Origin of the sequence: Sulfuricurvum kujiense DSM 16994, from assembly GCF_000183725.1 — a bacterium.
GTDB lineage: Bacteria > Campylobacterota > Campylobacteria > Campylobacterales > Sulfurimonadaceae > Sulfuricurvum > Sulfuricurvum kujiense.
In genome coordinates this window covers 2,301,449-2,320,682 of record NC_014762.1, presented here as the reverse complement: position 1 = coordinate 2,320,682, position 19,234 = coordinate 2,301,449, and the positions used below count along the sequence as shown (strand labels likewise).

Below are 19,234 nucleotides of genomic sequence, written 5' to 3'. Positions count from 1 at the left end.
CTTTCGGACAAATAGAATTGAATGTTTATAACTGCGTTCAATCGTAGTTACAAGTATTGGTGAGATCAATCTCACCTACGAAAAGCAAGTGATTTAAATCAACGGAGCCTACCGATGAAAGTACGTTCTTCAGTGAAGAAAATGTGCGATGATTGTAAAGTCATCAAGCGCAAAGGGATTGTTCGCGTAATCTGCAAAACCCCAAAACATAAACAAAGACAAGGATAAGCATGGCACGTATTGCTGGTGTGGACTTACCTAAGAAAAAACGTTTGGAATATGCATTAACCTATATCTACGGTATCGGTTTACATACTTCACGCAAAATTTTGGATGCAACAGGACTCGATTACAACAAGCGTGTATTCGAACTAAGCGAAGATGAAGCGGCTACAATCGCTAAAGAAATCCGAAGCAGCGGAATCGCTGTAGAAGGTGACCTTCGCAAACAAGTCGCTATGGATATTAAAGCGTTGATGGATCTTGGTTCTTACCGTGGTCTTCGTCACCGTAAAGGTCTCCCATGCCGTGGTCAAAAAACCAAAACCAATGCTCGTACGCGCAAAGGTAAAAAGAAAACCGTCGGCTCAGCCACAAAGTAAGGGATTAGAGTATGGCAAAAAGAAAAGCAACCCGTAAAAAAATCGTAAAGAAGAATATTGCACGAGGTATCGTACATATCTTGGCTTCATTCAACAATACCCTTGTAACGGTAACAGATGAAATGGGTAACATGATCGCATGGAGCTCAGCCGGTGCCCTTGGTTTCAAAGGTTCTAAAAAATCGACTCCTTTTGCTGCTCAACAAGCGGTAGAATCAGCGATGGAAAAAGCAATGGTCCACGGTATCAAAGAAGTGGGAATTAAAGTTCAAGGACCAGGTTCTGGTCGTGAAACAGCAGTTAAAAGTGTAGGTGCGATCGAAGGTTTACGTGTTTCTTTCATGAAAGACGTTACTCCGCTACCACACAATGGATGTCGTGCGCCTAAGCGCCGACGCGTGTAAGGAGGTTTGTAATGGCAAGATATAGAGGACCCGTAGAAAAAATCGAAAGAAGATTCGGTGTAAGCCTTGGATTAAAAGGTGAGCGTCGTCTTGCAGGTAAAAGTGCCCTTGACAAACGTCCGTACGGACCTGGCCAACACGGTCAACGCCGTACAAAAATCTCTGAGTACGGTACGCAGCTTCGCGAAAAACAAAAAGCGAAATTTATGTACGGTTTGAGCGAAAAACAAATGCGTTCATTGTTCGGTGAAGCAAAACGTCGCACTGGTAACACCGGTACGAACTTGGTTATGCTTCTTGAGCAGCGTCTTGACAACGTTGTTTACCGTATGGGATTTGCAACGACTCGTCGTTTTGCACGCCAATTGGTAAACCACGGTCACGTATTGGTTGACGGCAAACGTGTTGACATTCCGTCATACCGTGTTAAACCGGGCCAAAAAGTGGAAATCCATGAGAAAAGTAAAAAGAACAACCAAATCGTTCGCGCGATTGAGTTGACCAACCAAACCGGTCTTGCGGCATGGGTTGACATCGATCAAGATAAAGCGTTCGGTATTTTCACACGTCTTCCAGAGCGTGAAGAGGTTGTTATCCCTGTAGAAGAACGTCTAATCGTCGAGCTTTACTCGAAATAATCATTAAAGAAAGGGCGTTCAGCATGAAAAAAATTAAGACATCACCGCTTCTTCCGAAAGAGTTTGTCGTCGAGCAAATCAGCGCGAATGAAGCAAACATCATTGCTTATCCGTTTGAAACCGGATTTGCGGTTTCACTCGCCCATCCGATCCGCCGCTTTTTGCTAAGCAGTTCGGTCGGATTCGCACCGATCGGTATTAAAATTGAGGGTGCTAAGCATGAGTTTGACTCTGTGCGCGGTATGCTCGAGGATATTTCGGATTTTATCATTAACCTCAAGGGGATCCGTTTCAAATTAAAAAACGGCCTTAAAGAGAAAGAGATCACTTACAGTTTCGCAGGCCCTTGTGAAATTCATGGAAGTGATTTGGATAATGATGATGTCGAAGTGGTAACCCCGAATGCGTTTTTGGCGACTTTGAATGAAGATGCGACGCTTAATTTCAGCGTTAAAATTCATCAAGGTATCGGATATGCTCCGAGCGAAGATGTACGGGATATTTTGGGTGATGGATACATTGCATTGGATGCGTATTTTACGCCGGTACGCCGTGCAACATACGCGATCGAAAATGTTTTGGTTGAAGACAACCCGAATTTCGAAAAAGTGGTAATCAATATTGCTACTGACGGACAAATTTCTCCGGTCGATGCGTTTAAAAACGCGTTGGAAGTAATGTATGCTCAAATGGCTGTATTCAACAGCGAAGTGAGCATCAAAGCTCCTGCCGCAGCTGAGCGCGGGGATGAGCATCCGGAACTTAAACGTTTGGGTGCCCGCATTGAAGATCTTGGTTTGAGCGCGCGCAGTTTCAACTGTTTGGACCGCTCGAACATCAAATACATCGGCGAGATCGTTATGATGAGCCAAAATGATTTGAAAGAGGTCAAGAACCTCGGTAAAAAGTCGTTTGAAGAGATTTTAGAAAAAATCACTGAGTACGGTTATACTGTAGGGCAAGATTTGGCTGATGATCTTATCAGCGCTATCAAAAAGAAAATCGAAGCTGAATAAGCTTTAAACCATTATAGGAAGTATCTCATGAGACATCGTCACGGATACCGCAAGCTAGGCCGAACAAGCGCACATCGTGAAGCTTTGTTGACTAACCTTAGCATTGCGTTGATTGAACACGGTAAAATTGAAACTACGTTGATCAAAGCAAAAGAACTTCGTTCATTTGCTGAAAAATTGATTACAACTGCACGTGCCGGTGATGCAAACGCACATCGTTCTGTGTTTGCTGTATTGCAAAACAAAGAAGCTACAAAACAACTTCTTAACGAAGTTGCACCAAAATATAACGATCGCAACGGTGGTTACACCCGTATCGTTAAAACTCGTATCCGTCGCGGTGATGCTACACCGATGGCGTACATTGAACTCGTTTAACGAGTTCAATACCAAACCCCTTAAATCGAGCTTCACTCGAAAACTATCCTTTTCGCATTAGTACATGTTTAGTACACTTCTTATACTATAACGCAATATTTGAGCTTTAAAAGGTATGATAGCCATGATCCCATTCAGTGATGAAGAATTAATGCAGCCGGTGCGGAATGTAATTGATAAAATACGGCCTACATTGGCATTAGACGGCGGCGATATAGCGTTTTTGGGTGTAAAAAATGGAACAATTTATGTACAGTTACAAGGTGCATGCATTGGATGTTCAAGCAGCGGCAATACGCTAAAATACGGAGTAGAACGTCAGCTTCGGATGGATATTCATCCGGAATTGACGGTGATTAACGTACCGCATGGGATGGAACATCAAATCGATGCATTATAATTAATGTGAATTGAGCCGATATTAGAAAATACAGAGGAGGGATTAACAACATGAAAACTATCAATATGACCAAAGCCCTCAAACAAGCAAATGATCTTTTTTTGGCGGGACAATACAGTGAGGCGTTACGTGATTATTCATTGGTGCTGAAAGATTATCCTGATTCAAAAGAGGCTTATAACGGAGCTATTCTCTCGGATATGGCAATGAGCGGTGAGAGTGCCGGAGAGGCGTTGTTTGATTATTATACTATTTTACGAAGCGAAGACACTGAAACGGCTGATACGGTAATTTCTGAGATTTTGCAGACAATGGACGGTACCCTCGATCAATTAGCTGGGCTTTTTCAGGAAACGATTAAATCGCGCTTGGATTACGAAGACGGTATTATGTATACTGAGTTTAAAGAGCTGGTCGAGAATGACAGCGATTTTAATCGTATTTTTGAAAATATCATGTTTTCGACACGCGTCATTATCACCGAAAAAGAAGATTTTGTCGATTTCCTGGACAATCTAATCGATCACGGGTATCAAGAGATGGCACTGAGTTATCTTGAAAGTGCACTCGGAGTTTACCCGAACGACCGACAGCTTCGTAATTTATTGCGTCGCTTAGCCAAAGGAAAGAACATTGAAAATTGAGGTTCAAGGCCAGCCGTACCGCTATATAAGCGAAAATTCGAATGACTGCGGCAATGAATGTGCATTCCTTTTGACCAAACAAAACGAGAAATACAAAGAGGATGCAGTTTCCCGAGGAGCCCATTCGATTATATCTCCGGATGAATGCTGGAAGGTTTTTGGACTTGACCGCATTCGTGTTATCGGGATTACGGGAACCAACGGAAAAACGACGACCGCAAGTGCCATTTATTCCCTTTTACTCGATTTGGGCCACAAAGCGGCTATGCAGGGGACACGCGGATTTTTTATGAATGATGCGCCCGTCGAGGGGAAAACGCTTACGACGCCGACGGTGCTTAATACCTACCGCCATATGGCACAGGCAATCGCATCGGGATGCGAATATTTTGTCATGGAAGTGAGCTCGCATGCGATCGAGCAGGAGCGCATTGCGGGAATTACATTTGCGCTAAAGATTTTGACCAATATCACCCAAGATCATCTCGATTACCATGAGAGTATCGAAGAGTATACCCGTATCAAAAATCTTTTTTTCCAAGACGAATCGAAAAAACTGATCAATAAAGATGAAGGAAAGGCAGAGTTTAATTTCAAAAACGCTTTTACCTACGGAGTCGAAAACCCTGCTACCTATAAAATCATTGCCTATTCGCTGAACAACGGCGTAAGCGGTGTGCTGAAATACTTTGAGGATCATGTTCCGTTTGTATCTTCATTGCACGGATTTTTCAACCTCTACAATATCACCGCGGCGATGGCTGCGGTCCATTTGGTAACCGATGAGAGCCTAGAAAAAATTGCCGATGTCGTCGAAAACTTCGGCGGAGTCAGCGGGCGGATGGAAGTGGTCAGCGAATCGCCGCTGGTGATTGTCGATTTCGCTCATACTCCTGATGGGATGGAACAGGTACTGAATGCTCTTAAAGAGAAGGAAGTATTAGTCGTATTCGGTGCAGGGGGCGATCGCGACCGGAAAAAGCGACCTTTGATGGGGAAAGTTGCCGTTGCGTATGCAAAAAAAGTATACGTTACCAGCGATAATCCGCGTTTTGAAGATCCCGATGCGATTATAGAAGATATCCTCGCAGGTATTGAAGATAAAAGCAATGTTGTCGTGGATGTCAATCGCCGCAGTGCAATCGCGCAGGCACTCAAAGAGCGCAGCGGCGATGAAGTGGTTCTGATTTTGGGCAAAGGGGATGAAACGTCGCAGATTATTTACGATCAGCATCTGCCGTTTGATGACCGTGTTGTCGCAAAAGAACTTTTAGCAACACTCTAATCTTCCCTAAATTGCCCCTTAAAGAGGACAGCTGTATAAGGAAGCTTAAACTTGAGGATTTTATTTTGGCTATAATGCCGTTATTATTTTAGGTGCATCATGCCACCGAATTCAAAGGAGTAGCCGATGGGTCTTCCTCAACCGGCGTTTTATATTTTTAAATGCGAACAAAGTTCCCCTCCGGGAATGCCGAAACCGAGCTGTGTTAATCCGCATACGCAGGACATTTTTCAGCACTTAGCGCAGACATTGATGCAAAAAGGGCTTATTGCAACGGTACAGCCGATCCGTACGTCATGTATGAATCGTTGTAATGTCGGACCGATTATGCTGGTAGAACCGGGTCATGTTATGTACGCTGGACTTACTAAAGAGAAAATCAATGAGATCATTGATCGTCATATTATCGGCGGTGAAGTGGTACAAGAGTATGTGATTCCTGCAGAGCTTTGGGATGCTCCGATCACCCCTGCAGACATGATGAAGCAAATGGGACGCTAAACAATGCTCATCGAAATGCTCTACAGTAAAATTCACCGTGCTACGGTCACCGATGCCAACCTTAATTACGTCGGCTCGATCACTGTTGATGAAGAGCTATTGGAAGCTTCGAAAATGCGTGTAGGTCAAAAAGTGGAAATTCTCAACATTAATAACGGTGAGCGGTTTTCAACCTACATCATTCTTGGTGAACGAGGCAAGCGTGATATCTGTCTAAACGGTGCGGCGGCACGTAAAGTGCACAAAGGGGACAAGATTATCATCGTCGCCTATGCAACGTATAATGATGCCGAACTAGAAAATTACAAACCGACCGTGGTATTAGTCGATGATGAGAATGCCATCACCGATGTAATCGAGAAGATATAAGCTCCCTCATGTTACTATTTCGCTAAAAAATAGTGGGATAACGATGGAGCAGTTTGAAACATTCTTAGGGTCACATCTTCCGAGTGCACCAAGCTTTCACCCCCATTATGAAAACTCATTACGACAAATGCTTATCGGAGGGGGAAAACGGTTTCGACCGGCGCTCCTTTTAGGAGTCGTACGAGCCTATAATCCCCTGTTGATTCAAAGTGCTTATCATGCGGCATTGGCCATTGAACTCCTTCACACCTACTCTTTGATTCACGATGATTTACCGGCAATGGACAATGCCGATCTGCGCCGCGGCATTCCGACGCTGCACAAAACGTATGACGAAGTGAGCGCAATTTTGGCGGGAGATGCACTCAATACGTATGCTTTTGAAGTCCTCTCCAATGCTCCGTTTGCTGATCGGGTTATCGTAAAATTGATCCGTTCACTTGCCCATAACGGCGGAGCAGAGGGGATGGTTTTAGGCCAAGCGATTGATTGTCATTTTGAAAACTTTCGTTTAGAACTCGATCAGGTGAAGATGCTTCATATCCACAAAACGGGCAAACTGATTGCCGCGGCGCTTCAAATGGGTGCATTCATCGTCGGTCGTGATGATATGGCTCAAGAGCTTTACGATTTCGGGATCGATTTGGGACTGCTGTTTCAAATCCAAGACGATATTTTAGACGTTACCCAAAATGAGATCCAAGCGGGTAAAACAACCAACAACGATCAGGCAAAGAACAGTTTTGTAACGCTTCTCGGATTTGAGCGTGCCATGGAAGAGGCAAATATTTTAGCGGATAAAATCAACCGCCAAATGACGAGTTTTGATGAGAATTTGCAGCGTGAATTGTCACCAACACTTAACCACTACATTAACCGACACAAGGATTAAACGATGAGTAATACAATGCGCCAAAAAATGGCAGACACGATCCGCTTTTTAGCGGCAGATATGGTTCAACAGGCTAATTCAGGGCATCCGGGCGCACCGATGGGGTTGGCGGATATTGCAGTCGTTCTCTCTGAACACATGAACCATAATCCGAAAAATTCGAAATGGCTCAATCGTGACCGTTTGGTGTTCTCAGGAGGGCACGGAACCGGTTTGATCTATTCACTCTACTATCTGTGGGGATACGGGCTGGAGATCGATGATCTTAAAAACTTCCGTCAACTCGATTCTAAAACTCCGGGGCATCCGGAATACGGACACACGGCCGGGGTTGAGATCACAACAGGTCCTTTGGGTCAGGGGATCGCCAATGCGGTCGGTTTCGCGATGGCTTCGGCGTATGTCGGTAACAAAGTGAACTCTGAAACAGCCGAATTGATCGATCACAATGTTTACTGTCTGTGCGGAGACGGCGACTTGGAAGAGGGGATCAGCTACGAAGCGTGTTCGATTGCCGGACATATGGGGCTTGACAATCTGGTATTGATCTACGATTCAAACCGTATTACGATCGAGGGCTCTACCGAACTCAGCCTCAGCGAAAATATGAGAGACCGTTTCGAATCTCAAAACTGGGCAGTTTTGGAAATCGACGGTCATAATTTCGCTGAGATCGACGGTGCGTTGACTCAAGCGAAAACGATCAAACGTCCGGTTCTTATTATCGCCAATACCGTTATCGCCAAAGGGGGCGGTAAAATGGAGGGCTCCCATCATGCTCACGGTGCGCCGTTGGGTCACGATGTCATCAAAACGGCTAAAGCAGCCGCAGGGTTTGATCCTGAAAAAACATTCCATGTCGATGCGGATGTATTGGAGCGTTTCCGATGTGCGATCGAAAAAGGGGATTTGGCGGAGCGTGAGTGGAATCACCGCATTAAAGAGCTTCCGTTGGTTGAGCAAAATGAGGCGTATGAACAGCTCCTTAATCCGGACTTCTCTCGTATCCAATGGCCGACGTTCGAAAAAGCGGATGCGACCCGTAATACCAACGGGATCATTTTGAATGCGATTGCCAAAGCGATTCCGGGATTTATCGGCGGATCTGCCGACTTAGGACCCTCTAATAAAACCGAACTTGCTAATATGGGCGATTTTCCGAAGGGTAAAAATATCCATTTCGGTATCCGTGAACATGCAATGGCATCGATTACAAATGCGATGGCATTGTACGGGCCGCTGATGCCGTTTAGCGCTACCTTTTTCGTATTCAGCGATTACCTCAAACCATCGGCCCGTATTGCGGCGCTAAGCGGAATTCAGCATTTCTTTATCTGGACACACGACAGTATCGGTGTCGGTGAAGACGGACCTACCCATCAGCCGATCGAACATTTGAGCCAGTTTAGAGCACTGCCGAACTTTTACGTCTATCGTCCTGCGGATGGGGCGGAAAACGTCAAATGCTGGCAAAAAGCACTCAGCATGAAACACTCTCCGTCCGCGTTCGTCTGTTCACGCCAAAATCTTCCGTTGCTCCCTTCTGCCGTTCACGGTGATGTGGAAAACGGCGGTTATCTGATTGTCGATAAAGCGGGTGCGACGGTGACATTGATGGCATCGGGTTCTGAGGTTGGTTTGGCAATCGAGACGGCAGAGCTTCTGGCATCACGCGGAGTTGCGGCCAATGTTGTGAGTGTGCCGTGTTTTGATCTGTTGTTAGAGCAGCCTCAGAGCTATCTTGATTCTATCATTAAACCGGGAACGAAACGTGTTGCGATTGAAGCGGCACGCGGACTTGAGTGGTACCGATTCGCTGACACCGTCGTGGCGATGGATGGATTCGGGGCGAGTGCGCCTGCAGATAAACTGTTTGAGAAATTCGGATTTAGCGCGGAAGCCGTTGCGGCAAAGATCTAATGAACGATTCTCCTGAATATTTAGAGAAGAAACGTTTTTTTGATTCAGTGATTACTCTGTATGGGCGCAACGTGGCCGTCGAAGTGCTGCGAGACGATGCTGTACAGATTCACAAACTGCACCTCTCCAAAAGCAACCGGATTGATGAGACGATCGAAGAGATTTTGGCTCTCGCCGAAATGCGCGGTATCGAGATAAAATACCACACCAAAGAATCCCTCTCCCGCATCTCCAAAAACAGCGCTCAAGATCAAGGAGTTGCGATTGACGTCGTTAGCCAAAACTACCGCAGTGCCTCTAACATTGCAACCGATCTACCGAGCTCTTTTCGCCTTTTAGCTCTAGATGGGATTAACAACCCTCAAAATTTGGGGATGATTGTCCGATCCGCTGCGGCGAGTAAAATCGACGGGATCGTATTGCCTCGTCGCAACAGCACGAAACTCTCTCCTTTGGTGATGAAAGCGAGCGCGGGTACTCTCTTTAAAATCCCGATCTATTATTGTGAAGATTTATCTGAAATTTTAGGGATTAAAGATACGGCGATTATTACCCTCTCGTCTCACGCTAAAGACGACATCCATACCTTGAAAATCCCTTCTCGGGCTATTTTTGTATTGGGGAATGAGACCGAAGGGGTGAGCGATGCGGTAATGCGAGCTTCGACTCATAGCGTTTCTATACCGATGTATCGGGGAGTCGAGTCACTTAATGTCGCCGTTACGGCAGGGATCGTCAGCTTTCTACCGTAGTTTACTTACGCAAGCATAAGATTATAGGGACGTTCTATAGAATCGATGACTTCGCCGACACTCATGTGTCGGCTTTTGCGTAAAAATTCTCTCCCTTGAAAAAAGACAAGCACCGTCGGAATCGCGAAAACGCTAAAATGTGAAGCGATTTCGGGCGTTTGCGAAATATCGATACTCTCTATGACAAACGTAGGGAATTGGTCAGTAATCGCTTCAACGAGTTTGGGTTTAAGAGCATGGCAAACGTTGCAGGTAGGTGCGCTAAAATAGAGCATCACCGCATCGTTAGAGTTGAGTGTTTGGTTAATGGTGTCTAAGGTTTGCATAAAGGGATTATAATGAAATTCAGCCGTGCCTATGTTGAAATCACCAATATCTGCGGCTTATCCTGCAGTTTTTGTCCTCCGAAAAATCAACCTACGTTGACAATGCCGCTGGCTTTTTTCCAAACGGCGGTTGAACAGCTTAAAAAATTCACCGATGAGATAGCCCTTCATGTAATGGGCGATCCGATGGTATTGAGCAATGTGAGAGAGTATCTCGATGTTGCTTATGATGCCGGTTTGAAAGTGATGATCACCACCAGCGGATTTTATCTCGACGCCGTTCGGCGCAAGACACTTTTTCATCCCGCTTTGCGTCAAGTGAATATTTCCCTCAACAGTTTTAATAAAAACAGCGTCTCCAGAAGCTTTGAAACGTATATGGAACCCATATTGGCACTGTGTGATGAAAAGCTTTCGCATTCCGAAGATTTTTTTATCAATCTTCGCCTTTGGAATTTGGATGATGTTCACAGTGAGAAGCTTTTTAATGAAAAATTGTTCAAGCTTCTCGAAAATCACTTCTCTCTTGAAGAGGGGATGATTGCTTCAAGCATCAGCGGCGAGCGTCAGTCAACCCGGCTGGCATCCAAAATCCTTCTCCATTTTGACCGTTATTTTGAATGGCCTCATCTTGAGAATCCAACTTCTTCGCATGGCTATTGCCAAGGGTTGAGCAAGCAAATCGCTATTCTTACCGACGGCAGAGTCGTACCGTGCTGTTTGGATAGTGAGGGGATTATGGAACTCGGTAACCTGAACGAGACAAATTTGGGTAAAATTCTGACATCAAAACGCTCCCAAGCAATAACCGATGGGTTTTCCAAAGGGATGTGCAGCGAAGAACTATGCCAAAAATGCTCCTACAAAGAGCGATTTGCGAAAGGAGGAATAAATGATTAAATGTTATGTCCGTAATGAAAATGCGATTGCATTTATCGATACGATGTCGGAGCTCGATGGAGAGGTCATTGAAAAAGTGATCTGGATCGATATGCTCATGCCGACCTATGATGAGATTCTTTTTATCGAAAATACATTTAATATCAAATTTCCGACTAAACAAGAGACCGAAGAGATTGAAATCAGTTCCCGTTACTGGGAAGAGAATGATCGTATTGAAATCAACAGCTATTTTTTAGTGAGCAGTAGAGAAAGTTCGCATAATGAAACGGTATCATTTATCCTCTTTAAAGAAATTCTGATTTCAATTCGTTACACTAATTTATATACGTTCGATGAATTTAACCGAAAATTTTTCGCAACACCGAAGCAATTTGAAACGGGATATGATATTTTTTGTCAGATTTTGGATATTCGAATTGATGCCGATGCGGATATTATTGAAAAGCTGGCAAAAGATATTACGCGCGTCCGCAAACACGTTTTGACCGATTATACCAATGAAGATGAAGAGATATTGGGACGCATCTCGTCATTGGAAGATTTGAACATGCAGATTCGTGAGAATCTCAATGATAAACAGCGTATTCTGAGCGCTTTTTTAAAGTCGACCAAGTACAAACATTCACTTAAGCATGATGTTACGGTCATGTTAAAAGATATTAAATCCTTGATCGATTACACCGACTTTAATTTTGAACGGCTCGATTATCTTCAAAATATTTTCGTCGGTGTTTTGAGCATTGAGCAGAATAAAGTTATTAAAATGTTTACGATCGTTAATGTCGTGTTTCTCCCACCTACCTTGATAGCGAGCATTTATGGGATGAACTTTGATTTTCTCCCTGAACTGCATTGGAAATACGGTTATGTACTCTCCATTTGTATGATGGTAATTTCATCGATCTTGCCGGTATACATTTTCAAACGAAAAGGCTGGATTTGATCATTCCTGTAATTATGGTATGATTCTCTAACACTATTACCTACAAAGGATAAAGAATTGGATAGGCGGATACGCTATTTTATTGAAGATTATTGGGACATTTTTATCGGTATAGCCTCGATTGCGCTAGCAGTCATGTTTAATGCACAGCAAGAATCTTTACTCTCGACATTATTCGCCGCGATTGGGATTGCGGCACTCTCCTTAACGGTTGCCGAAGTAGCCGACATCCTCTCAGAACGGCTTCATGAACCTTACGGCAGTTTTGTCCTTACCTTCAGTGCCGTTGCGGTAGAAATCATCTTATTGTACGTTATTTTGCTTGAAGTACGTCATTCGCCGGAAGTTTTGGAAACGGTCAAGGGGGGGATAATCTCTGCGGTTATCGTCGATTTGAACGTTTTACTCGGTCTAGCCGTTTTTTTAGGGGGGCTGGCCTATACGCAGCAGCAGCATAACAAAGAGACCTCCAGTGCGTACAGTACCGTTTTGTTTGTCGCTTCCAGCGCTCTGTTGGTTCCGGGACTGTTAAGCCATACGGAAAACGGGAGTGCTTCATTGACTCATGTCAGCCATTTGATCGCGGGTGTATTGCTCCTTTTCTATATCATCATTTTTATCTTTCAAACCCGAACCCATACCCACTTTTTCAAAGCAACGGCTCGCAGCCGTTTTTTTCGTCTAAAGCGCAAACTCCAGGAAGAGGAAGATGCCGAGATCGATGAAAACGAATCGAGCGACTATATTTTCGAACATCTGAGTACTGCGGTTAACTTTATGGTTATTTTCGGCTTTATCGCCATTATCGCATTCGGTGCCGAGATATTTGCCGGAAATGGTGTCGTCATCGCCAGAGAACACGGGATATCGGCGGGTCTTGCCGGATTGGTTATTGCGATTATCAGTGTATCCCCGGAGATATTTACCGCCGTACGCGCAGCCCGCAACGATCAGATTCAGAGGGTTGTCAACATCGCGATGGGGGCATCGACGGTATCGATTATCCTGACGGTTCCGATATTGATGATGCTGGCGTACTTTTCGGGGATCAATCTCACCCTCGATTTTAACCCGCTTCAAATCGGTGCGTTGCTGTTGACGATCTTGTTGGTCTGGAAAACGACCGACGAGGGGGAGACCAATTACTTTGAGGGGGCGTCGCACATGATGTTCTTTTTGAGCTATGCCATTATCGCTGCGTATTACTGATGATTATCCTTTTTTCACCGAGTGAAGGAAAACAAGAGGGGGGGAATCTTCCTCCTCTGAATCCCGAGAGTCTCCTTTTTCCCCATCTTTATCCCAAACGACTCGAAGTGATCGAGCAGTACGAGAAGCTGACTCAAAACGGAAGCGATGAGCAGCTCTATGAACTTTTCGGCATCAAAGACACCAAAGAGTATGAGCGCTTTAGAAACCCTTTTGTGAGCATGCCGACCATGAAAGCGATTGAGCGTTATGACGGGGTGGCATATGATTATCTGGCTTATTCATCGCTAGGAAAGGATGCGCAAAACTATATCGATACGACGGCTATACTCTTTTCCAATCTGTTCGGTCCGATCCGCGCGGGTGATTCGATACCGGATTACAAACTCAAACAAGGCTCGGCGATAGGATCATTTGTTCCCGAGAAACATTACAAAGAGTATTTCAGCTCCGCTTTGGATGAGTTGATTGCTGATCAGGAGATACTGGATCTGCGTGCAGGGTTCTACGATAAATTCTATACACCGTCACAGCCGTACGTGACATTGAAGTTTTTGAAAGAGGGAAAAGTGGTGAGCCACTGGGCAAAAGCGTATCGCGGGATTGTATTGCGTGAAGCGGCAAAGCATCAAATTTCGTCCCTGCAGGAGCTTTTAGCGATGAATATAGACGGGTTGAATGTACGTGAAATACTCGAGATAAAAAAGAAAAAAGAGATTGTTTACACAATTGTTTAATTTTCTTTCAAATAAGCTTGACATTTTAGAAAAGAGTGTATATAATTTCGGCTCCATTTCACCAATGCCGGCATAGCTCAGTTGGCTAGAGCAATTGATTTGTAATCAATAGGCCCGGGGTTCAAATCCTCGTGCCGGCACCATTGAATGAAATCGGAACGCATTACATTTATCAGTGTTAGACCAGATTATGGCCGTGGTGAGATACTCAAGTGGCCAACGAGGGCAGACTGTAAATCTGCTGATTTTTATCTTCGAAGGTTCGAATCCTTCTCTCACCACCATCTGCGGGAATAGCTCAGTTGGCTAGAGCGTCAGCCTTCCAAGCTGAATGTCGCGAGTTCGAGTCTCGTTTCCCGCTCCACTGGGAGCTGAAGTACAATTCGTAATATTTACTTCATCATTACCTTAAAACCGTAAAATAGTTTTTAAGCTTCCAAAATACATATTTATCATTGTTTTTTTGCTCACGTGGCTCAGGGGTAGAGCACTTCCTTGGTAAGGAAGAGGTCGGCGGTTCAAATCCGCTCGTGAGCTCCAGTAATAATTTTGTAATAATTTTTGAAAGCTTGAAAGCTATTTCAGCTGTTTTTTGGTATAATTCCAAATTCATTTTACACATTCAGTCGGAGGACACTATGGCAAAAGAAAAGTTTACGCGTAATAAACCACACGTTAACATCGGTACAATCGGTCACGTTGACCACGGTAAAACTACATTGACTGCAGCTATCACAGCGGTACTTGCAGTAACAAACGGTGCAGCGATGATGGATTACGATCAAATCGACAACGCTCCAGAAGAGCGTGAACGCGGTATTACGATCGCTACTTCACACGTTGAGTACGAAACAGATAAACGTCACTATGCGCACGTAGACTGTCCTGGGCATGCCGACTATGTTAAAAACATGATTACCGGTGCTGCTCAAATGGACGGAGCTATTCTTGTTGTTTCTGCAGCAGACGGCCCGATGCCACAAACTCGTGAGCACATCCTTCTTTCAAAACAAGTAGGTGTTCCGTACATCGTTGTTTTCATGAACAAAGAAGATATGGTTGATGACGAAGAACTTCTTGAACTTGTTGAGATGGAAATTCGTGAACTTCTTGACACTTATGATTTCCCGGGTGACGATACTCCAATCGTAGCTGGTTCAGCTCTTCGTGCACTTGAAGAAGCAAAAACTGGTACTCTTGGTGAGTGGTCAGCAAAAATCCAAAAGCTTATGGCTGCGGTAGACGAATATATCCCTGAGCCGGTTCGTGAAACTGATAAAGATTTCTTGATGCCTGTAGAGGACGTTTTCTCTATCTCTGGTCGTGGTACCGTTGTTACTGGTCGTATCGAGCGTGGTACAATCAAAATCGGTGAAACAATCGAGATCGTTGGTATCCGTGATACACAAACAACTACCGTAACCGGTGTTGAAATGTTCCGTAAAGAAATGGAAATGGGTGAAGCGGGTGACAACTGTGGTCTTCTTCTCCGTGGTACTAAGAAAGAAGATGTTGAGCGTGGACAAGTTCTTTGTAAACCTAAATCAATCACTCCTCACACAAAATTTGAGGCTGAGATTTACGTATTGAGCAAAGAAGAGGGTGGACGTCATACTCCATTCTTCAACGGTTACCGCCCACAATTCTACGTTCGTACAACAGACGTAACAGGTGCGATCAGCCTTCAAGAAGGTACTGAGATGGTTATGCCAGGCGACAACGTTAAAATTGTTGCTGAATTGATCCACCCGATCGCTATGGAAGAGGGTACTCGCTTCGCTATCCGTGAAGGTGGACGTACTGTCGGTGCTGGGGTTGTTTCTAAAATCCTTGCATAATTTTCCCCAACCTTCGGGTTGGATTAATAAGGTAAAACATGCGTGAAAATATCCATTTAGCGTGTGAAAAGTGTACTCGTCGTAACTATCACACTACTAAAAACAAAAAAACTCACACTGAGAAATTCTCAGTACGTAAGTTTTGTAAATTTTGCCGTGAGCACACGGTTCATAAAGAAGCAAAACTTTAATTTCAGTTCCCTCCTCGAGAGGGTTTTATAGGTCAGTAGTTCCAATGGTAGAGCGCCGGATTCCAAATCCGATTGTTGGGGGTTCGAATCCCTCCTGGCCTGCCACCCATTTTTGACGAATGATGCTCTAGAGCGTTAGTCGTTGGAAATGTCCTGAGGATACAATAAATGAAAAATACATTAAGTCAAACCATTCACAATGCGAAAATGGAACTTGCAAAAGTTATTTTCCCGACAAAGCCGCAAGTAAAACAAGCATTTATTGCTGTTATCGCTGTTGTTACGTTCGTCGTATTGTTCTTGGCATTGGTAGATTTTATCATGTCTTCAACTGTTTCGGCAATTTTGAGTTAAGGAAAATACATGGCACATCGTTGGTACTCGATTCAAACATATGCCGGTAGTGAGCGCAGCGTTAAAGCCGCTATCGAAAACATCATCGCTGAAAACAATCTTCAAGATGTCATTACCGAAGTCATCGTACCGACGGAAGATGTAATCGAAGTTAAAAACGGCAAGAAAAAGATCACTGAGCGCTCATTGTATTCAGGTTATGTGTTCGCAAATATGGATCTATCAATCGAATTGCAGCACCGTATCCAATCGTTGCCGCGCGTAGCTGGATTTATCGGTGAGTCTAACAAGCCGACTCCTCTAAGCGACAATGATATCGCGGTTATTTTGGACCGCGTAACGAACCGTTCGGCTCCGAAACCGAAAGTCTTCTTCGATAACGGAGAGATGGTTCGTATCGTAGACGGTCCGTTTGCGAATTTCACCGGTACGGTAGATGAATACGATCTTGAGCATGGAACACTGAAACTCAATGTCTCTATCTTCGGACGCAGCACTCCGGTGGATATTTCGTATACCCAAGTCGAAAAAATTATTTAATCTCAAAAAAAGGAAGCACAAATGGCAAAGAAAATTACGGGCTACATCAAGTTGCAAGTTCAAGCCGGCGCTGCTAATCCAGCCCCTCCGGTTGGACCAGCACTCGGTCAACGCGGTGTTAACATCATGGAATTTTGTAAGGCGTTCAACGAGCGTACAAAAGATAAGGCAGGTTTTAAACTCCCTGTTGTTATTACAGTATATGCGGATAAAACGTTCTCTTTCATCACAAAACAGCCTCCGGCTTCTGCTCTCATCATGAAAGCAGCCGGTCTAAAAAAAGGGACTGATAATCCGATGAAAAACAAAGTGGGTAAAATCACTAAAGCTCAATTGATGGAAATCGTTAAGCAAAAAATTCAAGATATGAACACAGACGACGTCGATGCTGCAGCTGCAACAATTGCTGGATCATGCCGTTCAATGGGTGTTGATATCGTAGATTAATTCTACATAACTCTTCGACCGCAAAGAGGCTAAACCTTGCGGCAGATTCTAATATTGGAGAATTCAAATGGCTGGAAAACGCTATAAACAACTAAGTGAAAAAATTGATATGACAAAAAGCTACTCTGTAGCAGACGCTGCTGCGTTTGTTAAAGAGCTTAAGTCTGCAAAGTTTGACGAAACAGTCGAAATTGCTTTGAATCTTGGTGTTGATCCTCGTCACGCTGACCAAATGATCCGTGGTGCCGTTGTGCTTCCTCACGGTACAGGAAAAGTGGTTCGTGTTGCGGTTTTCGCAAAAGGTGCAAAAGTAGACGAAGCTAAAAATGCAGGTGCTGACATCGTCGGTGCTGAAGATTTGGTTGAACAAATCAAAGCAGGTAACATTAACTTCGATATCGTTGTCGCTGCACCCGATTGTATGGGACTTGTCGGTCAAGTAGGACGTATCCTCGGGCCAAAAGGGATGATGCCGAATCCTAAAACAGGAACGGTTACAGCAGATATCGCAAAAGCGGTTAGCAACGTTAAAGGCGGACAAGTAAACTTCCGTGTTGACAAAAAAGGGAACATCCATGCCGGTATCGGTAAAGTGAGTTTCGACACTGATAAAATCGCTGAAAACATCAAAGCGTTTGTCGGTGCTATCAACCGTGCGAAACCGTCGACTGCAAAAGGTCGCTATATCAAAAATGCCGCTCTTTCATTGACTATGAGCCCGGCGATCAAATTCGAAACGCAAGAACTTTTGGATATCCGTTAATCAACGGATACCCGACTTTATCTTATGGACTTAAGACAGTAGGGGGCTTAGGCCTTAATCGGAGTCACTCCGCCCCGCTTGAAGTTATGTCTGGAAAGGAGAAACTATGAATAAATCACAGAAATCTGAGATTGTTAGCGCTTTGACTACAGAGTTTAAATCTTCTGCAGCGGTAATTATGTGTGACTATCGCGGTTTAGCAGTGTCTGAACTCGAAGCACTCCGTAAAATTGCTCGTGAAAAAGACGCAAAAGTACAAGTTGTAAAAAATACACTTGCGACTATCGCTCTTAACAATGCAGAGATGACAGGTATCGAAATTAAAGATACTAACATTTTCATCTGGGGAAGCGATGCTATCGCTGCTTCTAAAGCTGCGGTTGATTTTGCTAAAGCGAATGATAAATTTGTTATCCGCACGGCATACATCGACGGTCAAGCTGCGGATGAGAAAAAAGTACGTGCATTCGCTACCCTTCCGGGACGCGAAGAGTTGCTTGGAATGCTCGCATCTGTATGGATGGGGCCGGTTCGCAACTTTACAATCGGACTCGATGCGCTTAAACGCAAAAAAGAAGAAGAAGCAGCATAATTGCTGCTTTGAAAAACAACCGATAAAATTATCGGCATAAAATAAAAAATTCTAATAGGAGAATTACAATGGCTGTTACAAAACAAGACGTTCTTGAGTTTATCTCAAACCTTTCTGTCCTCGAGCTTTCTGAGCTTGTAAAAGAATTCGAAGAAAAATTCGGAGTATCTGCTCAACCGGTAGCGGTTGCTGGTGGAGCAGTAGCTGCTGCTGGCGCTGCTGAAGAAGAAAAAACTGAATTCGACGTTATCTTGAAAGACGGTGGTGATAAAAAAATCAACGTTATTAAAGTAGTACGTGCGATGACAGGTCTTGGTCTTAAAGAGGCTAAAGATGCAGTTGAAGGCGCTCCTACAACTCTTAAAGAAGGTATCTCTAAACAAGATGCTGAAGCAGCGAAAAAAGAGCTTGAAGAAGCTGGCGCTGTCGTCGAAATCAAATAATCATCATGATTGGAGGCATCTTCGCCTCCACCTCCCACAGGGCACTTTACGAAGCGGATTTTAGCTTCTTCGTAAAGTGCCCATACGTCGTTATAGGGTCGGGGACGCTCGACTTATAGACTTTGCACTTATCCCTATGGGATCAAA

At 44.3% G+C, this 19,234-nt stretch carries 27 protein-coding genes and 5 tRNA genes; 31 read left to right on the top strand and 1 reads right to left on the bottom strand.

Features of this window, described 5'->3' with window-relative positions; all coding sequences use genetic code 11:
* The first annotated feature begins 114 nt into the window (after window positions 1-114).
* From rpmJ to SULKU_RS11505, 14 genes are all read left to right on the top strand, one after another.
* Window positions 115-228: a 50S ribosomal protein L36 gene (gene rpmJ / locus SULKU_RS14825; RefSeq protein WP_013461154.1), complete on the top strand. Its 114-nt coding sequence runs from the start codon at window positions 115-117 to the stop codon at window positions 226-228.
* A 2-nt stretch (window positions 229-230) separates the two neighbouring features.
* Window positions 231-602 carry a 30S ribosomal protein S13 gene (gene rpsM, locus SULKU_RS11565; protein WP_013461153.1) on the top strand — a complete coding sequence of 124 codons (372 nt, stop codon included), beginning with the start codon at window positions 231-233 and terminating at the stop codon, window positions 600-602.
* 11 nt (window positions 603-613) lie between these two features.
* Complete coding sequence (gene rpsK, locus SULKU_RS11560; RefSeq protein ID WP_013461152.1) at window positions 614-1,006, top strand: 30S ribosomal protein S11; 393 nt, start codon at window positions 614-616, stop codon at window positions 1,004-1,006.
* An 11-nt stretch (window positions 1,007-1,017) separates the two neighbouring features.
* On the top strand, window positions 1,018-1,644 hold the full coding sequence (gene rpsD / locus SULKU_RS11555) for a 30S ribosomal protein S4 (protein ID WP_013461151.1): 627 nt from the start codon (window positions 1,018-1,020) through the stop codon (window positions 1,642-1,644).
* A gap of 23 nt (window positions 1,645-1,667) precedes the next feature.
* Window positions 1,668-2,660 (top strand): DNA-directed RNA polymerase subunit alpha, encoded by a 993-nt coding sequence (locus tag SULKU_RS11550; RefSeq protein WP_013461150.1) that lies wholly within the window; start codon window positions 1,668-1,670, stop codon window positions 2,658-2,660.
* Window positions 2,661-2,687: 27 nt separating this feature from the next.
* Window positions 2,688-3,038, top strand: coding sequence for a 50S ribosomal protein L17 (rplQ, locus tag SULKU_RS11545; RefSeq protein WP_013461149.1), 351 nt, complete (start codon window positions 2,688-2,690; stop codon window positions 3,036-3,038).
* 124 nt (window positions 3,039-3,162) lie between these two features.
* Window positions 3,163-3,438 carry a NifU family protein gene (locus SULKU_RS11540; RefSeq protein ID WP_013461148.1) on the top strand — a complete coding sequence of 92 codons (276 nt, stop codon included), beginning with the start codon at window positions 3,163-3,165 and terminating at the stop codon, window positions 3,436-3,438.
* Between the two features lie 50 nt (window positions 3,439-3,488).
* The gene (locus tag SULKU_RS11535; RefSeq protein ID WP_013461147.1) at window positions 3,489-4,082 is read left to right on the top strand and encodes a hypothetical protein; all 594 of its coding nucleotides are present in this window, start codon (window positions 3,489-3,491) and stop codon (window positions 4,080-4,082) included.
* Window positions 4,072-5,367 (top strand): UDP-N-acetylmuramoyl-L-alanyl-D-glutamate--2,6-diaminopimelate ligase, encoded by a 1,296-nt coding sequence (locus SULKU_RS11530; protein WP_013461146.1) that lies wholly within the window; start codon window positions 4,072-4,074, stop codon window positions 5,365-5,367. The genes SULKU_RS11535 and SULKU_RS11530 overlap by 11 nt, the downstream gene beginning before the upstream one ends.
* Window positions 5,368-5,493: 126 nt before the next feature.
* A complete protein-coding gene (locus SULKU_RS11525) occupies window positions 5,494-5,868 on the top strand; it encodes a (2Fe-2S) ferredoxin domain-containing protein (RefSeq protein ID WP_013461145.1) in 375 nt (124 codons plus the stop codon).
* A 3-nt stretch (window positions 5,869-5,871) separates the two neighbouring features.
* Complete coding sequence (gene panD, locus SULKU_RS11520; RefSeq protein ID WP_013461144.1) at window positions 5,872-6,237, top strand: aspartate 1-decarboxylase; 366 nt, start codon at window positions 5,872-5,874, stop codon at window positions 6,235-6,237.
* Window positions 6,238-6,280: 43 nt separating this feature from the next.
* Complete coding sequence (locus tag SULKU_RS11515) at window positions 6,281-7,129, top strand: polyprenyl synthetase family protein (protein WP_013461143.1); 849 nt, start codon at window positions 6,281-6,283, stop codon at window positions 7,127-7,129.
* A 3-nt stretch (window positions 7,130-7,132) separates the two neighbouring features.
* Complete coding sequence (gene tkt / locus SULKU_RS11510; RefSeq protein WP_013461142.1) at window positions 7,133-9,049, top strand: transketolase; 1,917 nt, start codon at window positions 7,133-7,135, stop codon at window positions 9,047-9,049.
* Window positions 9,049-9,801 (top strand): TrmH family RNA methyltransferase, encoded by a 753-nt coding sequence (locus SULKU_RS11505; RefSeq protein WP_013461141.1) that lies wholly within the window; start codon window positions 9,049-9,051, stop codon window positions 9,799-9,801. The genes tkt and SULKU_RS11505 overlap by 1 nt, the downstream gene beginning before the upstream one ends.
* A gap of 5 nt (window positions 9,802-9,806) precedes the next feature.
* Here SULKU_RS11505 and SULKU_RS11500 read toward each other — a convergent pair whose 3' ends face one another.
* Window positions 9,807-10,127, bottom strand: coding sequence for a thioredoxin family protein (locus SULKU_RS11500; protein ID WP_013461140.1), 321 nt, complete (start codon window positions 10,125-10,127; stop codon window positions 9,807-9,809).
* Window positions 10,128-10,139: 12 nt separating this feature from the next.
* Here SULKU_RS11500 and SULKU_RS11495 point away from each other — a divergent pair, with 12 nt between their 5' ends.
* From SULKU_RS11495 to rplL, 17 genes are all read left to right on the top strand, one after another.
* Window positions 10,140-11,027 (top strand): radical SAM/SPASM domain-containing protein, encoded by an 888-nt coding sequence (locus tag SULKU_RS11495; RefSeq protein WP_013461139.1) that lies wholly within the window; start codon window positions 10,140-10,142, stop codon window positions 11,025-11,027.
* Window positions 11,020-11,973, top strand: coding sequence for a magnesium/cobalt transporter CorA (corA, locus tag SULKU_RS11490; protein WP_013461138.1), 954 nt, complete (start codon window positions 11,020-11,022; stop codon window positions 11,971-11,973). Before SULKU_RS11495 ends, corA begins: the two co-directional genes overlap by 8 nt.
* A 57-nt stretch (window positions 11,974-12,030) precedes the next feature.
* On the top strand, window positions 12,031-13,182 hold the full coding sequence (locus SULKU_RS11485) for a calcium:cation antiporter (protein WP_013461137.1): 1,152 nt from the start codon (window positions 12,031-12,033) through the stop codon (window positions 13,180-13,182).
* Entirely contained in the window at window positions 13,182-13,919 is a 738-nt protein-coding gene (locus tag SULKU_RS11480; RefSeq protein WP_013461136.1) for a YaaA family protein, read from the top strand. Before SULKU_RS11485 ends, SULKU_RS11480 begins: the two co-directional genes overlap by 1 nt.
* A 66-nt stretch (window positions 13,920-13,985) precedes the next feature.
* Window positions 13,986-14,062 (top strand) — tRNA-Thr (locus SULKU_RS11475).
* A gap of 55 nt (window positions 14,063-14,117) precedes the next feature.
* Window positions 14,118-14,203: transfer RNA gene (locus SULKU_RS11470), tRNA-Tyr, on the top strand.
* A gap of 3 nt (window positions 14,204-14,206) precedes the next feature.
* Window positions 14,207-14,283, top strand: a tRNA-Gly gene (locus SULKU_RS11465).
* 101 nt (window positions 14,284-14,384) lie between these two features.
* Window positions 14,385-14,459: transfer RNA gene (locus tag SULKU_RS11460), tRNA-Thr, on the top strand.
* A gap of 98 nt (window positions 14,460-14,557) precedes the next feature.
* Window positions 14,558-15,757, top strand: coding sequence for an elongation factor Tu (tuf, locus tag SULKU_RS11455; RefSeq protein ID WP_013461135.1), 1,200 nt, complete (start codon window positions 14,558-14,560; stop codon window positions 15,755-15,757).
* Window positions 15,758-15,795: 38 nt separating this feature from the next.
* Window positions 15,796-15,948, top strand: a complete 153-nt coding sequence (rpmG, locus tag SULKU_RS14820; protein WP_013461134.1) for a 50S ribosomal protein L33 — start codon at window positions 15,796-15,798, stop codon at window positions 15,946-15,948.
* 29 nt (window positions 15,949-15,977) lie between these two features.
* A tRNA-Trp gene (locus SULKU_RS11450) sits at window positions 15,978-16,053 on the top strand.
* A 63-nt stretch (window positions 16,054-16,116) separates the two neighbouring features.
* Entirely contained in the window at window positions 16,117-16,302 is a 186-nt protein-coding gene (gene secE / locus SULKU_RS11445; RefSeq protein ID WP_013461133.1) for a preprotein translocase subunit SecE, read from the top strand.
* A 9-nt stretch (window positions 16,303-16,311) separates the two neighbouring features.
* Window positions 16,312-16,842 carry a transcription termination/antitermination protein NusG gene (nusG, locus tag SULKU_RS11440; protein ID WP_013461132.1) on the top strand — a complete coding sequence of 177 codons (531 nt, stop codon included), beginning with the start codon at window positions 16,312-16,314 and terminating at the stop codon, window positions 16,840-16,842.
* Window positions 16,843-16,863: 21 nt separating this feature from the next.
* Window positions 16,864-17,289, top strand: a complete 426-nt coding sequence (gene rplK, locus SULKU_RS11435) for a 50S ribosomal protein L11 (protein WP_013461131.1) — start codon at window positions 16,864-16,866, stop codon at window positions 17,287-17,289.
* Window positions 17,290-17,356: 67 nt separating this feature from the next.
* Entirely contained in the window at window positions 17,357-18,052 is a 696-nt protein-coding gene (gene rplA / locus SULKU_RS11430; RefSeq protein ID WP_013461130.1) for a 50S ribosomal protein L1, read from the top strand.
* Window positions 18,053-18,158: 106 nt separating this feature from the next.
* Entirely contained in the window at window positions 18,159-18,644 is a 486-nt protein-coding gene (gene rplJ, locus SULKU_RS11425; RefSeq protein WP_013461129.1) for a 50S ribosomal protein L10, read from the top strand.
* A gap of 68 nt (window positions 18,645-18,712) precedes the next feature.
* Window positions 18,713-19,087: a 50S ribosomal protein L7/L12 gene (rplL, locus tag SULKU_RS11420; protein WP_013461128.1), complete on the top strand. Its 375-nt coding sequence runs from the start codon at window positions 18,713-18,715 to the stop codon at window positions 19,085-19,087.
* The last annotated feature ends 147 nt before the right edge of the window (window positions 19,088-19,234 follow it).

Coding starts and splice junctions, on each gene's coding strand:
- rpsD (WP_013461151.1), top strand. CDS start 1,018: ATGGCAAGATATAGAGGACCCGTAGAAAAAATCGAAAGAAGATTCGGT.
- SULKU_RS11515 (WP_013461143.1), top strand. CDS start 6,281: ATGGAGCAGTTTGAAACATTCTTAGGGTCACATCTTCCGAGTGCACCA.
- SULKU_RS11500 (WP_013461140.1), bottom strand. CDS start 10,127: ATGCAAACCTTAGACACCATTAACCAAACACTCAACTCTAACGATGCG.
- SULKU_RS11505 (WP_013461141.1), top strand. CDS start 9,049: ATGAACGATTCTCCTGAATATTTAGAGAAGAAACGTTTTTTTGATTCA.
- rpmG (WP_013461134.1), top strand. CDS start 15,796: ATGCGTGAAAATATCCATTTAGCGTGTGAAAAGTGTACTCGTCGTAAC.
- rplL (WP_013461128.1), top strand. CDS start 18,713: ATGGCTGTTACAAAACAAGACGTTCTTGAGTTTATCTCAAACCTTTCT.
- tkt (WP_013461142.1), top strand. CDS start 7,133: ATGAGTAATACAATGCGCCAAAAAATGGCAGACACGATCCGCTTTTTA.
- SULKU_RS11495 (WP_013461139.1), top strand. CDS start 10,140: ATGAAATTCAGCCGTGCCTATGTTGAAATCACCAATATCTGCGGCTTA.
- rpsM (WP_013461153.1), top strand. CDS start 231: ATGGCACGTATTGCTGGTGTGGACTTACCTAAGAAAAAACGTTTGGAA.
- rpsK (WP_013461152.1), top strand. CDS start 614: ATGGCAAAAAGAAAAGCAACCCGTAAAAAAATCGTAAAGAAGAATATT.
- rplK (WP_013461131.1), top strand. CDS start 16,864: ATGGCAAAGAAAATTACGGGCTACATCAAGTTGCAAGTTCAAGCCGGC.
- SULKU_RS11480 (WP_013461136.1), top strand. CDS start 13,182: ATGATTATCCTTTTTTCACCGAGTGAAGGAAAACAAGAGGGGGGGAAT.
- rplQ (WP_013461149.1), top strand. CDS start 2,688: ATGAGACATCGTCACGGATACCGCAAGCTAGGCCGAACAAGCGCACAT.
- nusG (WP_013461132.1), top strand. CDS start 16,312: ATGGCACATCGTTGGTACTCGATTCAAACATATGCCGGTAGTGAGCGC.
- SULKU_RS11540 (WP_013461148.1), top strand. CDS start 3,163: ATGATCCCATTCAGTGATGAAGAATTAATGCAGCCGGTGCGGAATGTA.
- SULKU_RS11535 (WP_013461147.1), top strand. CDS start 3,489: ATGAAAACTATCAATATGACCAAAGCCCTCAAACAAGCAAATGATCTT.
- SULKU_RS11550 (WP_013461150.1), top strand. CDS start 1,668: ATGAAAAAAATTAAGACATCACCGCTTCTTCCGAAAGAGTTTGTCGTC.
- corA (WP_013461138.1), top strand. CDS start 11,020: ATGATTAAATGTTATGTCCGTAATGAAAATGCGATTGCATTTATCGAT.
- SULKU_RS11525 (WP_013461145.1), top strand. CDS start 5,494: ATGGGTCTTCCTCAACCGGCGTTTTATATTTTTAAATGCGAACAAAGT.
- secE (WP_013461133.1), top strand. CDS start 16,117: ATGAAAAATACATTAAGTCAAACCATTCACAATGCGAAAATGGAACTT.
- panD (WP_013461144.1), top strand. CDS start 5,872: ATGCTCATCGAAATGCTCTACAGTAAAATTCACCGTGCTACGGTCACC.
- tuf (WP_013461135.1), top strand. CDS start 14,558: ATGGCAAAAGAAAAGTTTACGCGTAATAAACCACACGTTAACATCGGT.
- rplJ (WP_013461129.1), top strand. CDS start 18,159: ATGAATAAATCACAGAAATCTGAGATTGTTAGCGCTTTGACTACAGAG.
- rpmJ (WP_013461154.1), top strand. CDS start 115: ATGAAAGTACGTTCTTCAGTGAAGAAAATGTGCGATGATTGTAAAGTC.
- rplA (WP_013461130.1), top strand. CDS start 17,357: ATGGCTGGAAAACGCTATAAACAACTAAGTGAAAAAATTGATATGACA.